Annotated in this window: 17 protein-coding genes; 16 read left to right on the top strand and 1 reads right to left on the bottom strand. The window is 43.4% G+C overall.

Annotation, left to right across the window (positions count from 1 at the left end; all coding sequences use genetic code 11):
- The first annotated feature begins 15 nt into the window (after window positions 1-15).
- From NCCP2331_RS15060 to NCCP2331_RS15030, 7 genes are all read left to right on the top strand, one after another.
- Window positions 16-3,087, top strand: a complete 3,072-nt coding sequence (locus tag NCCP2331_RS15060) for a DNA polymerase III subunit alpha (protein WP_251671693.1) — start codon at window positions 16-18, stop codon at window positions 3,085-3,087.
- Between the two features lie 202 nt (window positions 3,088-3,289).
- Window positions 3,290-3,952 carry a FadR/GntR family transcriptional regulator gene (locus NCCP2331_RS15055; RefSeq protein ID WP_251671692.1) on the top strand — a complete coding sequence of 221 codons (663 nt, stop codon included), beginning with the start codon at window positions 3,290-3,292 and terminating at the stop codon, window positions 3,950-3,952.
- On the top strand, window positions 3,949-4,821 hold the full coding sequence (gene accD / locus NCCP2331_RS15050) for an acetyl-CoA carboxylase, carboxyltransferase subunit beta (RefSeq protein WP_251671691.1): 873 nt from the start codon (window positions 3,949-3,951) through the stop codon (window positions 4,819-4,821). The genes NCCP2331_RS15055 and accD overlap by 4 nt, the downstream gene beginning before the upstream one ends.
- Window positions 4,818-5,771 (top strand): acetyl-CoA carboxylase carboxyltransferase subunit alpha, encoded by a 954-nt coding sequence (locus NCCP2331_RS15045; protein ID WP_251671690.1) that lies wholly within the window; start codon window positions 4,818-4,820, stop codon window positions 5,769-5,771. The genes accD and NCCP2331_RS15045 overlap by 4 nt, the downstream gene beginning before the upstream one ends.
- Window positions 5,772-5,835: 64 nt before the next feature.
- Window positions 5,836-6,795: a 6-phosphofructokinase gene (pfkA, locus tag NCCP2331_RS15040; protein WP_251671689.1), complete on the top strand. Its 960-nt coding sequence runs from the start codon at window positions 5,836-5,838 to the stop codon at window positions 6,793-6,795.
- A 37-nt stretch (window positions 6,796-6,832) separates the two neighbouring features.
- Window positions 6,833-8,593, top strand: a complete 1,761-nt coding sequence (gene pyk, locus NCCP2331_RS15035) for a pyruvate kinase (protein ID WP_153721480.1) — start codon at window positions 6,833-6,835, stop codon at window positions 8,591-8,593.
- A gap of 57 nt (window positions 8,594-8,650) precedes the next feature.
- Entirely contained in the window at window positions 8,651-9,034 is a 384-nt protein-coding gene (locus NCCP2331_RS15030; RefSeq protein WP_251671688.1) for an FxsA family protein, read from the top strand.
- Here NCCP2331_RS15030 and NCCP2331_RS15025 read toward each other — a convergent pair.
- A complete protein-coding gene (locus tag NCCP2331_RS15025; protein WP_153721478.1) occupies window positions 9,027-9,992 on the bottom strand; it encodes an AI-2E family transporter in 966 nt (321 codons plus the stop codon). The two genes, NCCP2331_RS15030 and NCCP2331_RS15025, sit on opposite strands and share 8 nt — an antisense overlap.
- Before the next feature lie 184 nt (window positions 9,993-10,176).
- Between NCCP2331_RS15025 and citZ the strand changes: the two genes are divergently transcribed.
- The 9 genes from citZ to polA all read left to right on the top strand — a co-directional run bounded on the left by citZ (window position 10,177) and on the right by polA (window position 21,423).
- Complete coding sequence (gene citZ, locus NCCP2331_RS15020) at window positions 10,177-11,292, top strand: citrate synthase (RefSeq protein ID WP_153721477.1); 1,116 nt, start codon at window positions 10,177-10,179, stop codon at window positions 11,290-11,292.
- 68 nt (window positions 11,293-11,360) lie between these two features.
- A complete protein-coding gene (icd, locus tag NCCP2331_RS15015) occupies window positions 11,361-12,632 on the top strand; it encodes an NADP-dependent isocitrate dehydrogenase (RefSeq protein ID WP_264879259.1) in 1,272 nt (423 codons plus the stop codon).
- Window positions 12,633-12,701: 69 nt separating this feature from the next.
- On the top strand, window positions 12,702-13,640 hold the full coding sequence (gene mdh / locus NCCP2331_RS15010) for a malate dehydrogenase (RefSeq protein ID WP_153721475.1): 939 nt from the start codon (window positions 12,702-12,704) through the stop codon (window positions 13,638-13,640).
- 144 nt (window positions 13,641-13,784) lie between these two features.
- Window positions 13,785-14,270, top strand: coding sequence for a MaoC/PaaZ C-terminal domain-containing protein (locus NCCP2331_RS15005; RefSeq protein WP_153721474.1), 486 nt, complete (start codon window positions 13,785-13,787; stop codon window positions 14,268-14,270).
- The gene (locus NCCP2331_RS15000; RefSeq protein WP_251671686.1) at window positions 14,260-14,955 is read left to right on the top strand and encodes a response regulator transcription factor; all 696 of its coding nucleotides are present in this window, start codon (window positions 14,260-14,262) and stop codon (window positions 14,953-14,955) included. The genes NCCP2331_RS15005 and NCCP2331_RS15000 overlap by 11 nt, the downstream gene beginning before the upstream one ends.
- 5 nt (window positions 14,956-14,960) lie before the next feature.
- Window positions 14,961-16,379 (top strand): two-component system histidine kinase PnpS, encoded by a 1,419-nt coding sequence (gene pnpS, locus NCCP2331_RS14995; RefSeq protein ID WP_251671685.1) that lies wholly within the window; start codon window positions 14,961-14,963, stop codon window positions 16,377-16,379.
- A 72-nt stretch (window positions 16,380-16,451) separates the two neighbouring features.
- Complete coding sequence (gene hflK / locus NCCP2331_RS14990) at window positions 16,452-17,441, top strand: FtsH protease activity modulator HflK (protein ID WP_153721471.1); 990 nt, start codon at window positions 16,452-16,454, stop codon at window positions 17,439-17,441.
- The gene (hflC, locus tag NCCP2331_RS14985) at window positions 17,438-18,460 is read left to right on the top strand and encodes a protease modulator HflC (RefSeq protein ID WP_376776830.1); all 1,023 of its coding nucleotides are present in this window, start codon (window positions 17,438-17,440) and stop codon (window positions 18,458-18,460) included. The genes hflK and hflC overlap by 4 nt, the downstream gene beginning before the upstream one ends.
- A 338-nt stretch (window positions 18,461-18,798) precedes the next feature.
- Window positions 18,799-21,423 carry a DNA polymerase I gene (gene polA / locus NCCP2331_RS14980; protein WP_251671684.1) on the top strand — a complete coding sequence of 875 codons (2,625 nt, stop codon included), beginning with the start codon at window positions 18,799-18,801 and terminating at the stop codon, window positions 21,421-21,423.
- Window positions 21,424-21,431: the final 8 nt, after the last annotated feature.

The following is a 21,431-nucleotide window of genomic DNA, read 5'->3' as shown; positions in this document are numbered from 1 at the left end:
AGCTGAGGGATTGCTATGGACCTGATGTACCCGCAAATCATTACAGGCGCAGATCTGCTGCGCGGAATAGTGAAATTAGACGAACTGGCTCCTCTTTTACAAAAAAGAGGGGCCCGTTCTGCTGCAATCGTAAATAGTAAATTATACGGTGTCCGCTCGTTCAGTAAAATGCTGCTGAAATATGGTATTCAGCCTGTCATCGGTCTATCGGTATATGTCACAGTGGAAGAGAAAGATCTGCTGGTATATGTCTACGCCCACAATCAGCAGGGCTTTTCTAATCTGATGAAAATGAGCAGTGCAATCTCAACACGTGAAGAAGAAAATTTGCCCCTTGCCTGGCTAAATGCATATCGTGAATCGTGCTCGATAGTCTGTGCGGTGACCGATTCTTCATGGGCTGATTATCGTACGGATGAAGTGGTTCGTCAGATCGTAGGAGGCGGAGACACAGCAACTGCTTTTATCGGAATAGCGCGTCCGGGAGGATTTCGCCATCCGGAAGAAGAAACACTTGTTCAAATTGCTGAAAACTGCGGCCTGCGTGTTATTGCCTGTCAGGAAACGCGGTTTCTTCATCTTGAAGATTTTCCTGCCTACGAAGTGGCTGCTGCCATTCGAAACGGCTATAAACTGAATGATCCTCAAAAGCCGCCGAATCGTTTTCGACAGGCCTTTTTACCTGAAGAGAGTGAGCTGCTCGAATGGTTCCGCGATGTTCCGCAATGGCTTCATACAATGGAGGAACTTCTTCGTTCGTGTCAGGTGGAACTTTCAAAAGGCCCTTTCCAGATGCCTGTGTTCCCAGTCGGCAATGCTCAGACACCTGCATCATTACTCACAGAAAAATGTCTGCATGGACTTCAGAAACGTTTTCAGCCAATACCTGAAGAATACATGGATCGATTGCATTACGAAATAGACGTAATTGAAGAAATGGGCTTTACTGATTACTTTTTGATCGTTGAGGATTATGTTAAATTTGCAAAAAGCCAAAAGATTCTTGTGGGACCGGGACGGGGATCGTCTGCAGGCTCACTTGTGGCGTTTTCATTGGGGATAACAGAAGTGGATCCTATTCATTACGGCTTGCTGTTTGAGAGGTTTTTAAATCCTCAAAGAGTAACAATGCCTGACATTGACATTGATTTTGCAGATAACCGCCGGACTGAAGTCGTAAATTATGTAGCGGAGACATACGGTAAACAATATACAGCACAAATCATTACATTCGGCACATTGTCGACGAAGGCTGTGGCGCGGAATGTAGGAAGAGTGTTGGATTTCTCACCGGAAGAAGTACGCTTTATTTCTAACGCGCTGAGCAGGGGGCTGTCGTTCAAGGATTCCGTTGAGCAATCGAAAAAATTGCAGGATTGGATTGCGGTGGATCCGAAGAGAGCACTTTGGCAGCAAGCGGCTGAAAAATTAGAGGATTTACCGAGAAATGCTTCAACACACGCAGCGGGAGTCGTACTCTCAGCAGAACCGCTCGTCCATTTTGTGCCGCTGCAATTGGGCACTGAAGAAGTGTTTTTGACACAATGGGCAATGGAAGACGTGGAAGAAGCAGGTTTATTGAAAATGGATTTCTTAGGGTTGAGAAATCTTACATTGCTCGACCGTATACATTCTATGATCCACTATAATAAAAACCAATATATCGATTTTGAAAAAATTTCTTTTAATGATCAGCCTACGTATCGCTTATTTAAGTCGGGGGATACGACAGGGATTTTTCAATTTGAATCTCCCGGCATGCGTCAGGCGCTAAGGGCCATTCAGCCGGATGATTTTAAAGATTTGTATTCTGTAAATGCGCTCTACAGACCGGGTCCAATGGAATTTATTCCTCTGTACAGCCGTCGTAAAAAAGGGCAGGAACCGACAAATTATGAGATTCCTGAATTACAGCCGATTTTGTCGGATACATACGGCATTATCATTTATCAGGAACAGATTATGAAGATTGCTGTCGAAATAGCCGGATTCTCGATGGCGGAGGCAGACTTGCTGCGCCGGGCCATTAGTAAAAAGAACCAGCAAGTATTGGAAGAAGAGCGCCAGCATTTTATTGCCGGTGCGACAAAAAAAGGATTTAACCGGGACAAAGCGAATAACGTCTATAACTTAATCGTCAAATTTGCAGATTATGGATTCCCAAAGAGTCATGCTGTGGCGTATACGCTGATTTCTTATCGGCTGGCTTACTTTAAAGCAAATGAACCGCTGTATTTTTATGCGGCCTATTTATCTTCACTTACAGGCAGTAAAGAAAAGATGATGGAACTGATTCGCGAAATTCAGGCCAAAGGAATACAGATTGCTCCTCCTTCTGTTCAAAAGAGCCGTTACGGACATACGGTAGAAGGGGAGGTCATACGTCTGGGGCTTGGGGCGATTAAAGGAGTAACCTATACTTTCTATCAGCAGCTCGCTGAGGCGCGTCAAAAGAATCACTGGAATTCCATGTTTGATATGGCTGTGGCAATGGGCGCCGGCCATTTCACTGAAAAAGCACTTCTTCCTCTAATTAAAGCAGGTGCTTTAGATGAATTTGGAGAGACGAGATCTGTTCTTCTTGCTTCATTTGAGGCAGCTCATTCTCATGCATTATATATTGGGGATGATGCGTTCAGTGACCAGTTTCAATTTAACTCCCGGCCAAAGTACACCCCCGGAGGAAAAATGGACCGAATGACCATGCTGCGTTTTGAACGGGACACTTTAGGGTTTTACTTGTCAGAACACCCGGTACAGCAGCTGAAACAGCAGTCCGCTGCAGAAATTCAATCCATCGATTCCGCGGTTACTATGCGGGCGGGTGCAAAAGTCAATTGTATGGGAATGATTTTATCCGTCAAGCGAATCCGAACGAAAAAAGGGGAAGCAATGGCTTTTTTTACGCTGCAAGATGAAACAGGGGAGATTTCCTGTACTGTATTTCCGAAACAATATGCAGAAACCAGTATTCATTTGACAGAAAATCATTTTATCCAAGTGGCCGGTTCAATAGATTATCGCAATCAATCAGTACAACTGATTGCGGAACGGTGTATCCCGTTATCCGCAGATCAGAAAGAATAAATCAATCGGTCGAATTTCTTGATAGCCAGTAACCCATGCTGTTACTGGCTGCATCTTTATTTTTTAAAAGCGAGCGTTCAGTCAGGATGAAATAAACTGATGAAATTTCAGGTTTTGCCTTTACGGAGCGTATTCTTTTTTGTATGCTAGTAAGCAAGGTGGTCAGACCACTTTGCCGATAGAACAATAAAGGAGTTCTTCAATGCAAAATTCACAATCCTCATCCAAGAGATTTTTGGATATTATCGGAGAACTGCAATTACTAATTAAAGATAAAGGCATTCAATATGGTGATAAACTGCCTTCGGAACGCCATCTTGCTGAACATTTGCAGGTTGGAAGGTCAGCAGTCCGTGAAGCGTTGCGAAGTATGGAACTGCTTGGTTTAATCGAGACCAGGCGCGGTGAAGGGACATATTTGTCTGATTTTAAGAAGCATCAGTTAGTGGAGGTGCTGTCCAGCTTCATTATGCAGCAGGCCCGCTCGGTAGAAGATGTGACAGAGACCAGAATGATTCATGAACGGGCTGCCATCATCGCTGTGACAGAGGACGAAGAATTACGCGCGCTGCCGGTCTGGCGGGGCATGCAGACTAAAATGCGTGAATCCGATGCAATTTTCCTGCGAGAAGATTTAATACGTGAAACAATTGTTGCGACTGAAAATCGCCTGTCTTTAAAAATTTGGTTTTTATTGAAACAATATAGCGGTGTGTCTTTTGATGTGGCTATCATGGAGCACGATGAAGTAGAAACGGCAAGCGCATTGCTAGATGAAATGATAGCAGGAAACATGGAACAGGCAATTAAGTATTACACACAATGGATGAACCGAGTTGAAGGAGAAAGAGGGGAAATGGAATGAGTATCCGAGAATTATTTAAAAAGAAATCAAAAGAAGACAATGCTACGATACCTTCTGCAAAAGGAAAGAACGATGTACCGGAAGGAATCATGACGAAATGTCCGGAGTGTAAACATGTAATCCTGACAAAAGATCTGATGAAAAACAGCAAGGTCTGTCCTGAATGTCAGCATCATTTCAAAATGACTGCCCACGAACGGATCCAACAATTACTGGATGCTGAAAGTTTTACATCCATGGACGATCATCTGATAACTGAAAACCCTCTGGATTTCCCTTCATACACGGAAAAAATCAAGGCAGATGCGGCTGCGACCGGTTTGAATGAAGCGGTTTTGACAGGCGTCGGAAAGATCCAGGGACGTCAAGTAGCGATTGCCGTCATGGATGCACATTTCCGAATGGGTTCGATGGGGTCGGTAGTAGGTGAAAAAATCACAAGAGCTGTAGAAAAAGCAACAGAACTTGGTATTCCGATGCTGATTTTCTCAGCGAGCGGCGGAGCGCGGATGCAGGAGGGTGTGTTGAGTCTGATGCAAATGGCAAAAGTGAGTGTTGCCTTAAAGCGTCATTCCAATAAAGGCCTGTTATTTGTATCCATTATGACTTATCCGACGACCGGCGGAGTTTCAGCCAGTTTTGCATCTGTTGGTGACATAAATCTGGCAGAACCGAAAGCACTGATTGGTTTTGCGGGAAGACGCGTCATTGAACAAACCGTCCGTGAAAAATTACCGGAAGATTTCCAGACAGCTGAATTTCTGCTTAGCCACGGTCAGGTCGATGCAGTAGTTCACCGAAATGACATGGTGGATTTGATGAGTAAAATCATTCATCTGCATGCAAGAAAGGAGACAGAACTGGCATGAGTAAAACATTAGCGTTTGAAGAACCCATTGTAAAATTGCGTGAAAAAATTAATGAGCTGGAAGAATATACTGCAGTCAATGATGTGGATCTCACGTCTGAAATCAGTAATCTAAAAAAACGTTTATCAAAATTAGAAAAAGATATATACGAAAAGATGGAACCGTGGGATCGTGTGCAAGTGGCGAGACACCCGGCAAGACCTACGACGAAAGATTATATCGAGAGTCTTTTTGAAGATTTCATTGAGCTTCACGGCGACCGAAACTTTGCAGATGATGAAGCAATCATCGGCGGCATCGCTTCATTTGAAGAAATGCCCATTACGATTATCGGACATCAAAGAGGGAAAGATACAAAAGAAAATGTCAGAAGGAATTTTGGCATGCCGCATCCTGAAGGTTACCGAAAAGCATTGCGCTTAATGAAACAGGCAGAAAAATTCAATCGTCCGATTGTCTGCTTTATTGATACAAAAGGAGCCTATCCGGGTAAAGCGGCAGAAGAGCGCGGCCAGAGTGAAGCCATTGCCCGCAATTTAGTGGAAATGGCAGGTTTGAAGGTTCCTGTAATTTCTGTTGTTATTGGTGAAGGCGGAAGCGGCGGTGCTTTGGCGCTGGGTGTCGCGAACCACATTCATATGCTTGAGAACTCCACATACTCTGTCATCTCACCCGAAGGTGCGGCGTCTATATTGTGGAAAGATCCGTCACTTGCCAAGCAGGCGGCTGAAGCGATGAAAATTACTGCACCAGATTTAAAGAACATGAAAATTATCGATGAAATTATTCCCGAGGTACTTGGCGGAGCACATCGAGATACAGCTCAGCAAGCAGTAGAAATGCGGGAAACACTGCGCAGATCTCTGCAAATATTATGCGAACTCTCTGCTGATGAATTAATCGATCAGCGTTATGAAAAGTTCCGTAATATTGGTGTCTTTTCGGAATGAAAGATGCGGGAAACCGCATCTTTTGCTCATTACATAACCGGTAAAGAGGAAAGGAGAGTGCGGGATGAAAAAAATTGCTGTGTTGACTAGTGGCGGAGATGCCCCAGGGATGAATGCAGCCATTCGTTCGGTTGTCAGGAAAGCAATTTTTGAAGGGCTGGAAGTGGCAGGTGTGTTTAATGGATACCAAGGATTAATCGACGGCAAAATCGAACAGTTTCAATTGGGTTCAGTCGGAGATATTATTCAAAGAGGCGGAACGATATTGCGTTCAGCAAGATGTCCTGAATTTACCACAGTCGAAGGCCGTGAAAAAGCACTGCGTCAAATTAAACTGCACGGTATAGAAGGGGTCGTCGTAATCGGAGGAGACGGTTCGTTCAGAGGGGCCAATGAACTGGTGAAGCTGGGCGTTCCCTGTGCCTGTGTGCCCGCGACAATCGATAACGACATTAACGGCACTCAGTTTACAATTGGATTTGATACCGCGCTGAATACCGTTGTAGAAGCAATAGATAAAATTCGTGACACGGCGACTTCGCATGACCGTTCATTCATCATTGAAGTGATGGGGCGCGACGCCGGCGATTTGGCGTTATGGGCAGGACTGGGCGGCGGAGCAGAATCGATTTTATTGCCGGAAAAAGAATTTGATGTTAGTTCCATTATCAACCGGATCAAACAAAGTACAGACCGGGGAAAAAAACATAGTATTATCGTGCTTGCAGAAGGAATGATGCCGGCGAGCGAATTGGCGGAAATACTGAAAAAAGAGGCGAATGTAGAAACGAGGGTTTCTATTTTGGGCCATATGCAAAGAGGCGGATCACCATCTGCTCGGGACCGAGTTATTGCAAGTCAGTACGGCGCAAGAGCGGTTGAAGCATTAATTGAAGGAAAAACGAATGTTGCCATTGGTATGAGAAATCATAAAGTGGTAGACTATAATTTAGAAGAAGTGTTTACGAAACGAGAAAAGTTGGACTTATCATTATTGGATCTAGCCGAAACTTTATCCATCTAATTGTTATAGTCTACACAACACAGAGGAGCGATAAGCAGTGAGAAAGACAAAAATCGTGTGTACAATCGGTCCGGCCAGTGAATCGTATGAATCGCTGAAAAAACTGATTGACGCAGGGATGAACGTTGCGCGTCTGAACTTCTCCCACGGCACCCAAGAAGAACACCGAGTACGTATCGAAAGAATTCGTAAAGCAGCAAGAGAAAAAGGAAAAGTTGTCGGTATTTTATTGGACACAAAAGGCCCTGAAATCCGGACACATAAAATGAAAGACGATCAGATTGAATTAGTCAGAGGACAGGCCATCGACATCTCGATGGAAGAAGTGCTTGGAACAGAAGAAGTGTTCTCTGTAACCTATGAGGAATTGATCAAAGACGTTGACCGCGGATCATTTGTCCTCCTTGACGACGGTTTGATTGAATTAGAGGTAACAGGAAAAGACGAAGAAAAAGGCTTGATCCATACGAAAGTCATCAACGCCGGACCTTTAAAGAATAATAAAGGCGTTAACGTTCCAAATGTCTCTGTTCAGCTTCCTGGAATTACAGACAAAGATAAAGAAGATATTCTCTTCGGTATTGAACAAGATGTTGATTTTATCGCAGCTTCCTTTGTTCGCCGGGCATCAGACGTAATGGAAATCCGTGAATTGCTTGAAAATAATAATGGCGGACACCTTCATATCGTACCAAAGATTGAAAACCAGGAAGGCGTAGACAATTTAGATGAAATACTTCAATTGTCGGATGGTCTAATGGTTGCACGCGGAGACTTAGGTGTGGAAATTCCAGCTGAAGAAGTGCCGCTTGTCCAAAAAATGATGATCAAAAAATGTAACCAATTTGGTAAACCTGTTATTACTGCTACACAAATGCTGGATTCTATGCAGAGAAATCCGCGTCCTACAAGAGCTGAAGCCAGTGACGTCGCAAATGCCATCTTAGACGGTTCTGATGCAATTATGCTTTCAGGTGAGACGGCTGCCGGACTTTACCCGATTGAATCTGTAAAAGTCATGAACAAGATTGCTGTTTCTACGGAAGATTCCATGGATTTCCACTCAGTTGTATCTACACGCAGTAAGGAAAAAGAAGGAAACCTTACAGAGGCAATTGGACAGGCTGCGGCCTACACAGCGCTGAATCTGAATGTAAAAGTCATCTTGGCACCGACGGAAAGCGGTCAGACTGCCATAATGATTGCGAAGTACCGTCCGGGTGTTCCGATCATTGCAGTTACTCGTTCCGAGGCAGTTTCCAATAAACTGACACTTGTCTGGGGCGTCTATCCGATTGTTGGTAAAAAAGCGCTGGATATTGACGGCATCCTTCAGGAGTCAGTTGAAGAAAGTGTCAAACATCAATATGTAACTCACGGTGACGTAGTCATTATCACCGCAGGCGTGCCGGTAGGCGAAGCAGGAACAACCAATTTGATGAAACTTCATGTCATTGGTGATTTAATTGGACGCGGACAGGGAATTGGTAAAAATGTGGCGTTCGGTAAGGCTAAAATCATTAATTCAGCAAGAGAAGCACTGACTCAAATAACTGAAGGAGACATCATTGTGACACGGTCGACTGATCGCGATATGTATGCTGCACTTGAGAGATGTGCGGGCATCATCACAGAAACCAGCGGATTGACCAGCCATGCTGCAGTAGTTGGATTGAGCTTGGGAATTCCTGTTATTGTCGGAGCTGAAAATATCACATCAGTTATAAAAAGTGGCAGTGACATTACAATGGATGCAGCTACAGGCGTCATTTATAATGGGCATGCTAAAGTATTGTAAAACATTCAGACCGCTATTCTCTAAATTTGAGAAGGCGGTCTTTTCGGAGGTTACGTTATGAAGTGGTTAGTAGGTCTTTTCATTATTGTTCCAACTGCAGAACTGGCGCTGTTAATATATTCAGGTAAAGCACTGGGAATTTTACCGACGATTTTCATTATCCTGGCAACAGGAATAAGCGGTGCCTATTTAGCTAAAAAGCAAGGCTTGCGCGCTTGGCAAGATCTTCAGTATCGTTTGGCGAATCGTGAAACACCGGGCAAAGCGCTGATTGACAGTGCGTGTATTTTCATTGGCGGATTACTATTACTGATTCCGGGATTTATTACAGATCTGATTGGTTTATTACTGCTGTTCAGCGGTCCACGTAAAATACTGTATCCGTTTATTATAAAATGGCTTTATAATAAAATGAGAAATGGTCAAATTCGCGTCATGTGAATGCAGGATGTTCTTTTACTTTTAATGCAAGAAAAAGAAAAAATGGTAAAAACAGAATGCCGTATAAACCGAATAAATATACAGCGCATGCAGTGATCAGGAATGAATGAACGGTCCGTAATTTGAAAGTATGCGCCCATAAATAGGACTCTGTCATCTGCCGGACTATGAGCAGTAAGACGTATAAAACGAGTAATCCGATTGCTGATTGTACGTTTTCAATATACAGCATAAAAGCGATCATCGGTAAAAATACCAGTCCTATCCCTAAAAACGGGATACTGTCGAATAAAGACAGCAAAAAAGCTTTCGTAAAATGCGACTCAAATCCGAGGAACCAAAATCCTATGCTCATGAGTAAAAAGGTAATGAAAAATAATCGAATCTGTACTGAGAAGAAATGTCCCATCAAGCTACTTGCTTTTGAGAATATCCTTTGTGCTGCCGGACGAAGTTTCTGAGGGAAATAAACTAGAAACCAAAAACGATTCGAAGCACTTTCCCGCAAAGCGAAAAAATAAGCAATTAAAAACATAAACAGGCTAAATAAATGCTGGAATAATTTTTGGAAGAAAGTGAGAACAGCTTCCATTGCTTCATGGCTTGATTGGATAAATTGTTCAGCCGCCACATTAAATTGCAGGCCTTTGCTGTCTATCATGTCTAAGACAAGCGCTAATTGATCTTCAATTGTCCAGATTATCGAAATAAATCCGTTGACAGAGAAGAAAACAAAAGCATACAGCAAAAATCCTATGGCGGCCATAATGATTAATGCCGCTAAAAATGCCGGCAGTCTAGTGAGTGAAATCAAGGCATTCACTAGCGGTGCTGTGAAAAAAGCTAAAATGACTGCAAATCCTATAGGCGGGATGATGAGTACAAACATCGCAATCAGTAATGCAGGCAACCATTGACGAGTGTAGGTTTGTAAGCGTTGTGAATCAAATGAAATCATAGTTTTTCGCCAGCCTTTTAGAATATTTATAAATAAAAAAACGTCTTAACCATTCACAAAACCATAAAAGATGCTTATAATGGATTTTGTAAGCGTTTTAGATAAAAATATAATTAGCAGGTGGCCGTCATTCTGCACTCAGCTTCTCTGGGGATGGCCAAACTGGAAAGAAGGAGAGAATATCATGACAGCTACAAAAGGATTGGAAGGTATCGTTGCAGCACAAACTCAAATCAGTTCCATTATCGATGACACACTCACGTATGTGGGTTATGGCATCGACGATCTAGCGGATAATGCTAGTTTTGAAGAGGTAGTTTACCTTCTTTGGCATAAGCGTCTTCCGAATTCAGACGAGCTTGCCGAATTGTCACAGCAGTTGGAAGAGCATGCAGAAATTCCGCAAGGAGTAATCGATCACTTTAGTACGTATCCAATTGATAAAGTGCATCCGATGGCAGCACTTCGCACAGCGATCTCACTTCTAGGATTATACGATGATAAAGCTGAAGATATGTCACCTGAAGAGAACTACAAAAAGGCGATTAAACTTCAAGCAAAAGTTGCAACAGTTGTTACTGCTTTCGCGCGTATTCGTAAAGGACAAGAGCCAATTGCACCTAAAAAAGGTCTTAGCTATGCTGCAAATTTCCTTTATATGCTTTCGGGCGAAGAGCCTGCTGATATCGCAGAAGAAGCATTCAATAAGGCACTTGTACTACATGCAGACCATGAGTTAAACGCCTCTACATTCACAGCGCGTGTATGTGTAGCAACTCTATCTGATATGTATTCAGGTGTTACTGCTGCGATCGGCGCTCTTAAAGGACCGTTACACGGCGGAGCAAACGAAGCGGTTATGAATATGCTAATGGAGATCGGCGATGAAGATAAGGTCGAGCCATATATTCGTGAAAAGCTTGCTAACAAGGAAAAGATCATGGGCTTCGGTCACCGCGTTTACCGTCAGGGAGACCCGCGTGCTAAGCACCTGCGTGAAATGTCTAAGAAACTTACTGCTCTTCGTGGTGAAGAAAAATGGTATAACATGTCTGAGAAGATTGAATCAATTGTGACAGGCGAAAAGAAATTGCCTCCAAATGTTGATTTCTACTCGGCTTCGGTATATCATTCATTAGACATCGATCATGATATTTTCACACCTATTTTTGCAGTTTCCCGTTTCTCAGGATGGATTGCACATATCCTCGAGCAATACGAAAACAACCGTTTGATCCGTCCTCGTGCAGAGTACGTTGGACCAGACATGCAAAAGTATGTTCCAATCAATGAACGATAAAAACTAGTAAATTTGTGGGGCGGTATTTCGTATACCGGCCCACTGATTTTGAAATCAGGAGGATATTAATAATGACTAATGATGGAAAGATTACAGTAACTAACGGTGTATTAAACGTCCCAGATCACGCAACGATTCCTTTCATTATCGGCGACGGTACAGGTCCAGATATCTGGAACGCAGCTTCACGTGTTATCGAAGCGGCTGTCGAAAAAGCTTATGATGGCAAAAAGAAGATTAATTGGTTAGAAGTTCTAGCAGGAGAAAAAGCTTTCAACCAAACAGGTGACTGGCTTCCGAAAGAAACTCTAGACACAATTGAAGAATATCTAATTGCGATTAAAGGACCGCTTACAACACCAATCGGCGGAGGATTCCGTTCATTGAACGTTGCATTGCGTCAAGAACTTGATCTTTACACATGCTTGCGCCCGGTTCGCTATTTTGAAGGAGTACCTTCACCCGTGAAACGTCCTGAGGATTGTGACATGGTTATTTTCCGTGAGAACACAGAAGATATCTATGCAGGAATTGAGTATCAGGAAGGCTCCGATGAAGTAAAAAAATTAGTTAACTTCCTTCAAACAGAGCTAGGTGTTAAAAATATTCGTTTCCCTGAAACTTCAGGCCTTGGCATCAAGCCGATTTCTGAGGACGGTACAAAGCGTCTGGTACGTGCTGCTTTAGAATATACTTTTGAAGAAGGCCGTAAATCATTGACACTTGTTCATAAAGGAAACATCATGAAGTTTACAGAGGGAGCATTCGCTAATTGGGGATATGAAGTTGCTGAGCAGGAATACGGCGACAAAGTATTCACATGGAGAGAATATGACCGCATTAAAGAAGTAGAAGGAACAGATGCAGCAAATAAAGCACAGTCTGACGCAGAAGCTGCCGGCAAAGTCATCGTAAAAGATGCTATTGCAGATATCTTCTTGCAACAAATCTTAACTCGTCCAAAAGAGTTCGATGTAGTGGCTACTATGAACTTGAACGGGGATTACATTTCTGACGCGCTTGCTGCACAAGTAGGCGGAATCGGAATCGCACCGGGAGCAAACATCAACTATGTAACTGGACATGCGATCTTTGAAGCAACTCACGGTACAGCACCTAAGTATGCTGGATTGGATAAAGTCAACCCTTCATCCGTTCTTCTTTCAGGCGTTATGATGCTTCAGCACCTTGGCTGGAACGAAGCAGCTGATTTAATCACTGCCTCTATTGAAAACACAATTGCGTCTAAAGTTGTGACGTACGATTTTGCACGTCTAATGGACAACGCAACTGAAGTCAGCACTTCTGGATTTGCTGATGAACTAATCAAAAACCTATAAGAAATACATGAGAAAGGGGGATCCGTTCCCCTTTTTTCTATTATATTGTTCTGAAAAGGAGAGTTTTACATGTCATTGAAGCGTAAAAAAGTATCGGTTATCGGATCTGGTTTTACTGGAGCAACAACTGCATTCCTTTTAGCTCAAAAAGAACTTTGTGATGTCGTAATCGTTGATATTCCCCAGATGGAAAATCCGACAAAAGGCAAAGCATTGGACATGCTCGAAGCTGGTCCGGTTCAAGGGTTCGATGCGAATATCATAGGAACTTCCAATTATGAAGATACAAAGGATTCCGACGTAGTGGTGATTACTGCGGGAATTGCGCGCAAACCCGGAATGAGCCGAGACGATTTAGTTCAGACCAATCAAAAAGTAATGAAATCAGTAACAGCTGAAATTGTGAAATATTCACCGGATACGAAAATCATTGTATTAACGAATCCGGTGGATGCCATGACATATACGGTATACAAAGAGTCGGGCTTTCCTAAAGAGCGGGTGATCGGACAATCAGGCGTACTGGATACAGCCCGATTCCGTACATTTGTTGCTCAGGAATTGAACCTCTCCGTTAAAGATGTGACTGGTTTTGTATTAGGCGGTCATGGAGATGACATGGTTCCGTTAGTACGTTATTCCACTGCCGGCGGTGTTCCGCTTGAAACGTTGATTTCTGCAGGACGTCTGGAAGAAATCGTTGATCGTACACGTAAAGGCGGAGCTGAGATTGTTAACCTTTTAGGCAATGGTTCTGCATACTATGCGCCTGCCGCTGCTTTAGTGGAAATGACTGAAGCGATCCTTAAAGATCAAAAGCGTGTCCTGCCTTCCATAGCATTCCTGGAAGGTGAATACGGCATGGACAGTATTTATTTAGGTGTTCCGACTGTGTTAGGTGCAGGCGGGATCGAGAAAATTATAGAACTGGAATTGACAGATGATGAAAAAGCCGGTCTTGAGCAATCGGCCGACTCTGTTCGAGCAGTCATGAACATTCTTGCATAATTAATTCATATGAATCGGGCGGCTCCTTTGCTGTCCGATTTTTTGCTGCTCGATTTTCTTCATTCGGATTGGTATACTTTAACTAAATGTAAAAGTTTCTGATTTTTGCTGCATTACACAAGAATACATTAGGGGGAGATTTGTTTGTTGAAGGGTAAACGTAAAACGCTGGGGAAAGGGTTATCCGAGCTGGAAGTGGGCGAGAGGCTTAGTTTAACCGAGAAAATCGAAGACAAAGATCTTATGCTTTATTTAGGATTGACAAATGATGCAAATCCGCTTTATCTACAGCATGATTATGCAGCGGAAACCATTTACGGACAGCCGATTGTTCCGCCGATTATGCTTACAGGAATTGTGACATCCGCAATTTCTAAACACCTTCCCGGACCCGGCGCCCATATCATTAATCAGCAGCTGCATTTTCCGAAACCCGTATATCATTATGCAATTGTAGAATTCATTCTGGAAGTTACCAAGCTGGATATAACATCGAATCAAGTGACGATTTCAGTTGATGCGACAGATGAATCAGGTGAACGTGTGATGAGCGGTGAGGTTGTCGTCATAGCACCTGAGAGGTCTTTGGCGGAACAAACGGCGAAAAGGGAAGCCGCCAATGGTAAATAGGCTGCAGAAAATACTGATTGTAGAGGATGAGCAGTCGATTCAAAAACTGCTGGAATTTACATTAATACAGGCAAACTATGAAACGGCTATTGCACAAGATGGTGAACAGGCACTAAAAATGGTCATGGAAGAAAGCCCTGATCTGATAATCTTAGATTTAATGCTGCCAAAAATTGATGGCATGGATGTTTGCAGACAATTGCGTAACCGGGACATAGATACGCCGATCATCATACTGACTGCAAAAGGAGAAGAAATGGACAAGATCATCGGCTTGGAGATGGGCGCTGATGATTATATGACAAAGCCTTTCAGTCCGAGAGAAGTGGCAGCACGGGTGAAAGCGGTCCTTCGTCGAACAGGGGAAAGAGCGAAACCAAAAGACGAAATGCTGGAGGCGGGCCAATTACTCGTTTATCCTGATCGTTTTGAAGTCTATCTTGAAGATAGCCCGTTGGAATTCACGCGCAAAGAATTTGAGCTGCTTGTTTATTTAATGCGGCATCCGAATCGAGTGCTGACACGCGGCCAATTGCTTCAGGCTGTCTGGAATTATGAATTTGCGGGAGATACAAGAATCGTGGATGTTCATATCAGCCATTTGCGTGACAAGATTGAAGAAAATACTAGGAAACCCCGATATATCAAGACGATGAGAGGGGTCGGCTATAAGTTCGGAGAGTAAATCGGATGAAAAATTATTACTCAAGATTATTGGCTGCCTCTGCAGTCATTCTATCGATTTTATTAATTGTGCTAGGTATTATCTTAGGGCAGTTTTTTCATTTATTTGCAGAAGATATTGATCCTGCCATTCAGCAAAAGTACTGGGTCTTTTTGTTATTCACGCTTGCACTTGTGTTTGTAGTTATGATGTTTGTCATGGCTAAATTGCTGCAGCAATATGTGCAGCCGATTGATCATTTCACTGAAGTCGCACATCAGCTGGCACAAGGCAATTATATAGTCAGAGCACACCGGGAAGATGGGCAAATGAATCAGCAATTAACATCGGCGATCAATCAAATTGCACGTAATCTGCAAGAAAATTCAACGCTGCGGACGATGGAGCAAGAACGACTGAAAACATTGATCAGCAGCATCGGCAGCAGTTTACTGATGTTCGGCAGACAAGGTGCAGTGAATCTGGTGAACCGTGTATATGAAGAAACGTTTCATAAGAGCAGCGAGGAGCTGATCGGCAGAACGTACAAGGATATCGGCTTGCCGGCAGATATAGAAAGAGAAATTGAAGCAATATTTTTAACGGAAGAAAAGCGTTCATTCCAGTCTGAAGTCTATTTGGATGAAGGATTATGCCATTTGGAAGTCTATGGTGCGCCCGTAATCGGTGAAAATGGCAATTGGCTCGGCATTGTCATCATCCTGCATGATATCACGGAGTTGATTCGTCTGGAACAAGTACGCAAGGATTTTGTCGCCAATGTTTCGCATGAATTGAAAACACCTGTAACATCCATTAAAGGATTTTCTGAAATGCTGCTGGACGGAGTAGTGGAAGATGCGGCAATTAAAAGAGAATTTCTGGAAATTATGTACAAAGAGAGCAATCGGCTTCAATTATTAATTGAAGATCTGCTTCATCTGTCCAGTATGGAGCGAGGAAGTTTTGAAATTACCAGACGTCCTGTCGATCTTATGGATATCATCGGGCAGTCCGTGCAGATTGTTCAAACGAAACTGCAGGATAAAGATATGAAAATCGTCTTGGAGGCACCTGAAAGTCTGCTGATTCAAGCAGACCATGATCGATTAGTTCAGGTAATGGTGAATTTGCTCAACAATGCTGTTGCCTATTCACAAGGCGGGACAGTCATTACAATCTCCATCCAGGAAGTGTCAGGCAGCGTTTCTATTGCGGTTACTGATCAGGGGATAGGGATTATGCCTTCAGAGCTCCCGCGCTTGTTTGAGCGCTTCTATCGTATTGACCGGGCTAGAAGCAGAGAGTCGGGCGGCACAGGTCTCGGCTTAGCGATCGTCAAACATATTATTGAAGCACATCAGGGTACAGTGACAGTTGACAGTGAAGTGGGAACGGGCACGACATTCATTTTGCAGCTGCCGTTGAAAGAAGAAATAAAATAAAAAACGGATTGTTGAAACTAAACCTCCTGCTGCTCCGTAGAGTATTTATACATAGAAAAGGGAGGAACTAGCATGGGAACAAAAAGAACCCTGGTGACACTCGGTTTAGCCGTTACTGGATTGCTGCTGTTGCTGATTGTCTTTACGACTTGGTATACAGTAGATGAATCCGAACAGGCTGTAGTGATTTCATTCGGGAAAGCAGGAGAGCCGGTTGTAGAATCGGGTCTGCATTTTAAATTGCCGTGGCCGATCCAGCGGGCAGAAATCTTATCAAAAGAAACATACAGTATTCATTTCGGTTATAAGCAGGATAAAAGCGGTGAAATCGTCGACAAGGAAACGAAAATGATTACAGGCGACGAATACATCGTTCTGACTGATTTGACGGTTCAATGGCGCATTGTCGATCCGAAGAAATACCTGTTTAATGCGGAAGAACCAGTTGAGATTTTGCGGGACGCTGCTTCCGCTTCCATTCGGTCAGTGATCGGCAGCTCTACAATCGATGCTGCTCTGACGGACGGGAAAGCGGAAATTGAAGCAAAAACGCGTGATTTATTAACTAGTCTTGTAGATAACTATGACATCGGCCTGGCAATTCAAGGCGTTAAACTGCAGGATGTGGAATTACCGAATACAGAAGTCCGTGCTGCATTTACGGCTGTAACAGATGCACGTGAAACAAAAAACACAAAAATAAACGAAGCGAAGAAATATGAAAACCAAAAAACAAAAGAAGCAATCGGTGAGCGTGATGCCATTAAGTCTCAGGCGAAAGGTAAGAAAACAGCACGTGTCCAACAAGCGCAGGGGGACGTTGCATTATTTACGGACCTGTACACTGAGTATGCAAAGAACAAAGCAATCACTCGTGACCGTCTGATTATTGAAACGCTCGAGCAAGTTCTTCCAAAAGCGAATCTTTATATTATGAATGACAGTGGAGAAACGATGAAGTACTTACCGCTGCAGCAGCTGCCGCAAGCAGTGCCGCCTGCAGAATCAAACGACTCCGACAAGGCTGGCCAATCAGCTGAGAAAGGAGAGAAAGCTTCATGAGCAATGAACAGAATCCTTTCAAAAAGATCGAAGAGGCAATGAAGAAGATGAGTGATACTGAGAAAAAGAAAACTGCTCAGAAAGCGCCTGAAGAGAATCCTAAAGTAAAAGTGATCAAACCAAAGAAGAATGTGGATATGAAACGATATGCTAAACTGATTATCGGATTAACCATTGCGTTTGCCGTCATTGTCATTTTGATTTCCAATTTATTTATTGTGAAAGAGAATGAATACCGGGTTGTCCGCCAATTTGGTGAAATTACCCGCATTGTTCAAGAACCCGGAATTAATATGAAAATTCCTTTCATTCAAAGTATTTCCACGCTGCCAAAAAATCAGATGACTTCGAATGTATCAGAAGCGGAAATCACGACGAAGGATAAAAAACGTATTATCATCGATAACTATGCAGTTTGGCATATTACCAATCCTGGGAAAATGATTTCCAACGCACGTAATATCGTCAATGCGGAAGCGCGTTTGGAAGAGTTCATTTATTCTGTTGTGCGAAATGAAATGGGACGGCTGAATTATGTGGACGTCGTAAATGACGAAGACTCATCCCGCGGAAGCCTGAACGACCGTGTGACCGAGAAAGTCAATAACTTTCTGAATGATGGAAACTACGGAATTGAAGTGGTCGACGTGCGTATGAAACGGATCGATCTTCCGGAAGAGAACGAACAGTCCATCTATACACGGATGATTTCTGAACGTCAGTCTACTGCACAATCCTATTTATCTGAAGGAGATGCAGAGAAGCGTAAAATCGAAGCAGAAACAGACAGAGAAGTGCAGGAAATGCTGGCGAAAGCGAAGAAAGAAGCGGCAATTATTACAGCACAGGGTGAAGCGGAAGCTGCGAAGATTTATAATGATGCTTTTTCCAAAGACCCTGAGTTCTATAAATTATACCGCACGCTGCAGTCGTATTCTAAGGTTGTAGATGATGAAACGATGATCATTCTGCCTGCAGATTCACCGTATGCTAAGCTGCTGACCGGCGGTTTACAATAACTTTAAGTGCGTCATTTTCATTTCTGGTTGCCCCCGTGGTAAACTAGATGAAAATGACGCACATTTTATTTTCAAAAGCGGCCAGCGCCGTTCAGCTTCGACAGGCGTTGGAGGGCTTAAAATGAAGGCGCCCTTTATCTTTAAGACCGAAACGATCCGAGAAGCTGGCGCTTGCCGCTGGATGGTTCAAAAGCGGCCAGCGCCGTTAAGCTACGACAGGCGTTGTAGGGCTTAAAATAAAGGCGCCCTTTGCCTTTATCTTTAAGACCGAAACGACCCGAGAAGCTGGCGCTTGCCGCTGGATGACGCAAAAGCAACTTGAAGGAGTGGGATGGAAGTTGACGAAGAAGAAAATTGTCTTGCTTGACGGAAACAGTCTGGCGTACCGTGCATTTTTTGCGCTGCCCTTACTGACGAATGATAAAGGAATCCATACCAATGCCGTTTATGGATTTACAATGATGCTTGAAAATATCTTGGACAATGAAAAGCCGACTCACATACTGGTCGCATGGGATGCAGGGAAAACAACATTCCGTCACAGCACGTTTACTGAATATAAAGGCGGGCGCCAGAAGACTCCTCCTGAACTCTCTGAACAATTTCCTTATATTCGCAAATTGGTCGAAGCCTTTGGCATTGAGCAGTACGAGCTTGATCTCTATGAGGCGGATGATATTATCGGTACACTGAGCCGCGAATGCAGTGAAGCGAAAGCGGAAGTTGTCATCATTTCAGGAGATAAAGACTTGACACAGCTTGCAAATGAACATACGACAGTCTGCATCACAAGAAAAGGCATTACCGATCTGGAAAAATATACACCGGAACATATCGAAGAAAAATATGGCATCGCTCCATTGCAGATTATTGATATGAAAGGGTTAATGGGTGACGCATCCGATAATATTCCGGGAGTGCCTGGAATCGGCGAGAAGACTGCATTAAAGCTGTTGAAAGAATACGGCTCAGTGGAAAAAGTATATGAATCGATCGAACAGATCACAGCTAAAAAGATGAAGGAAAACTTAGTGAACAATAAAGAGCAGGCAATCATGAGTAAAGAGCTTGCAACGATTGAAATACATGCACCGATCAGCAGGGGTCTGGACGATCTGGATTATGCGGGCAAGAACGATGAAGCAGTCATTCAGCTTTATAAAGAGCTGCAGTTTAATTCGCTGCTTGAAAAAATGGATGCACCTGTTGAAGTGCAGACGATGGAAGAAGTGGAAATTCATACTGTCAGTGAGGTAACGGCTGATATGCTGACTGAAACAATGTCCCTTCATGTAGAAATTGATGGTGATAATTATTTATCTGCTGCAATTTTAGGTATTGGACTGGCGGATGATCAGAATACGTATTTCATTCCTACAGAAGTTGCCACATCCTCTGCTATTTTAAAAGGGTGGGTTGAAGACCGGACAAAGCATAAATATGCTTCTGATTCTAAGTCGGCATATGCGGCTTTGGCACGGCTTGGTATGAAGCTGAACGGTTCAGATTTTGATCTTATGCTGGCCGCCTATATCGTCAATCCTTCCTTCTCGACAGGTGAAGTATCGGAAATCGCCCGGTCATTCGGTTATCACGGCATAGAAAGTGATGAAACGGTTTATGGGAAAGGGGCGAAACGAGCTTTGCCGTCGTCTGAAAAGCTGGCGGATCATACAGCAAGAAAAGCACATGCAGTGTGGGAACTTTATCCAATCATTGAGAAGCAACTTGAAGAGAATGAACAGCAGGAGTTATTTCATGAACTGGAACTCCCTTTGGCTAAAATTTTAGGCAAGATGGAAGTGACAGGAGTTAAGACTGACCTGGGAGTGCTGCAAACAATTGGCCTGCAGTTATCTGAACGGCTGGCATTGATCGAGAAAAGCATCTATGAAATGGCGGGCGAGAAGTTCAATATTAATTCTCCGAAACAGCTCGGGGTTATTTTATTCGAAAAGATTGGTCTGACTCCTATCAAGAAAACGAAAACCGGCTATTCTACTGCAGCAGATGTACTGGAAAAGCTTGAAAGTGAGCATGAGATTATCCAGCACATTTTACTGTATCGCCAGCTTGGTAAATTAAACTCTACTTATATCGAAGGCTTATCGAAAGAAATTCATGAAGATGGAAAAATCCATACACGTTTTCAGCAGGCACTAACCCAAACGGGACGCTTAAGCTCTATCAACCCCAATTTACAAAACATCCCGATCCGTCTTGAGGAAGGCCGCAAAATCCGTGCCGCATTCATCCCGTCAAAACCTGGCTGGATTATGTTTGCAGCGGACTATTCACAAATCGAACTGCGGGTACTCGCACATATTTCCCAGGATGAAAAACTGATAGATGCTTTCCGTCACGGTGCAGATATTCATACGAAGACAGCAATGGATGTGTTTGGTGTGGGAGAAGATGAAGTGGACGGAAATATGCGCCGTGCAGCAAAGGCTGTGAACTTCGGAATTGTTTATGGTATCAGTGATTACGGTCTGTCACAAAGCCTGAATATTACACGTAAAGAAGCAGGAGAGTTCATTGATACCTACTTGGCCAGCTTCCCGGGCGTTAAGCAATATATGGATGACAGTATTATCGATGCCAAGCAGAAGGGCTACGTGACAACACTTCTCAAGAGAAGACGCTATTTGCCAGACATTACGAGCTCTAACTTTAATTTGCGCGGATTTGCAGAGCGGACAGCGATGAATACGCCGATTCAAGGCACGGCAGCTGATATCATCAAAAAAGCGATGATTGATATGGATACCCGGCTTGAAAAGGAAAATCTCCAGGCCCGGATGCTGCTGCAAGTGCATGATGAATTGATATTTGAGGCTCCGATTGAAGAGTTAGAAAAACTAAAAGAAATCGTACCGGAAGTAATGGAGCAGACAATTCAACTCGACGTTCCGTTGAAAGTCGATTGGGATTATGGCGAATCCTGGTACGAAACAAAGTGAGTGATTAC

The sequence above is a fragment of the Sporosarcina sp. NCCP-2331 genome (assembly GCF_023707945.1).
Taxonomy (GTDB): Bacteria; Bacillota; Bacilli; order Bacillales_A; family Planococcaceae; genus Sporosarcina; species Sporosarcina cascadiensis.
This window is presented reverse-complemented; position numbering and strand designations above follow the sequence as displayed.

Excerpts from the sequence above, each read along its gene's own strand:
- NCCP2331_RS15060 (WP_251671693.1), top strand. The coding sequence starts at position 16 with ATGGACCTGATGTACCCGCAAATCATTACAGGCGCAGATCTGCTGCGC.
- NCCP2331_RS15055 (WP_251671692.1), top strand. The coding sequence starts at position 3,290 with ATGCAAAATTCACAATCCTCATCCAAGAGATTTTTGGATATTATCGGA.
- accD (WP_251671691.1), top strand. The coding sequence starts at position 3,949 with ATGAGTATCCGAGAATTATTTAAAAAGAAATCAAAAGAAGACAATGCT.
- NCCP2331_RS15045 (WP_251671690.1), top strand. The coding sequence starts at position 4,818 with ATGAGTAAAACATTAGCGTTTGAAGAACCCATTGTAAAATTGCGTGAA.
- pfkA (WP_251671689.1), top strand. The coding sequence starts at position 5,836 with ATGAAAAAAATTGCTGTGTTGACTAGTGGCGGAGATGCCCCAGGGATG.
- NCCP2331_RS15030 (WP_251671688.1), top strand. The coding sequence starts at position 8,651 with ATGAAGTGGTTAGTAGGTCTTTTCATTATTGTTCCAACTGCAGAACTG.
- NCCP2331_RS15025 (WP_153721478.1), bottom strand. The coding sequence starts at position 9,992 with ATGATTTCATTTGATTCACAACGCTTACAAACCTACACTCGTCAATGG.
- citZ (WP_153721477.1), top strand. The coding sequence starts at position 10,177 with ATGACAGCTACAAAAGGATTGGAAGGTATCGTTGCAGCACAAACTCAA.
- mdh (WP_153721475.1), top strand. The coding sequence starts at position 12,702 with ATGTCATTGAAGCGTAAAAAAGTATCGGTTATCGGATCTGGTTTTACT.
- NCCP2331_RS15000 (WP_251671686.1), top strand. The coding sequence starts at position 14,260 with ATGGTAAATAGGCTGCAGAAAATACTGATTGTAGAGGATGAGCAGTCG.
- pnpS (WP_251671685.1), top strand. The coding sequence starts at position 14,961 with ATGAAAAATTATTACTCAAGATTATTGGCTGCCTCTGCAGTCATTCTA.
- hflK (WP_153721471.1), top strand. The coding sequence starts at position 16,452 with ATGGGAACAAAAAGAACCCTGGTGACACTCGGTTTAGCCGTTACTGGA.
- hflC (WP_376776830.1), top strand. The coding sequence starts at position 17,438 with ATGAGCAATGAACAGAATCCTTTCAAAAAGATCGAAGAGGCAATGAAG.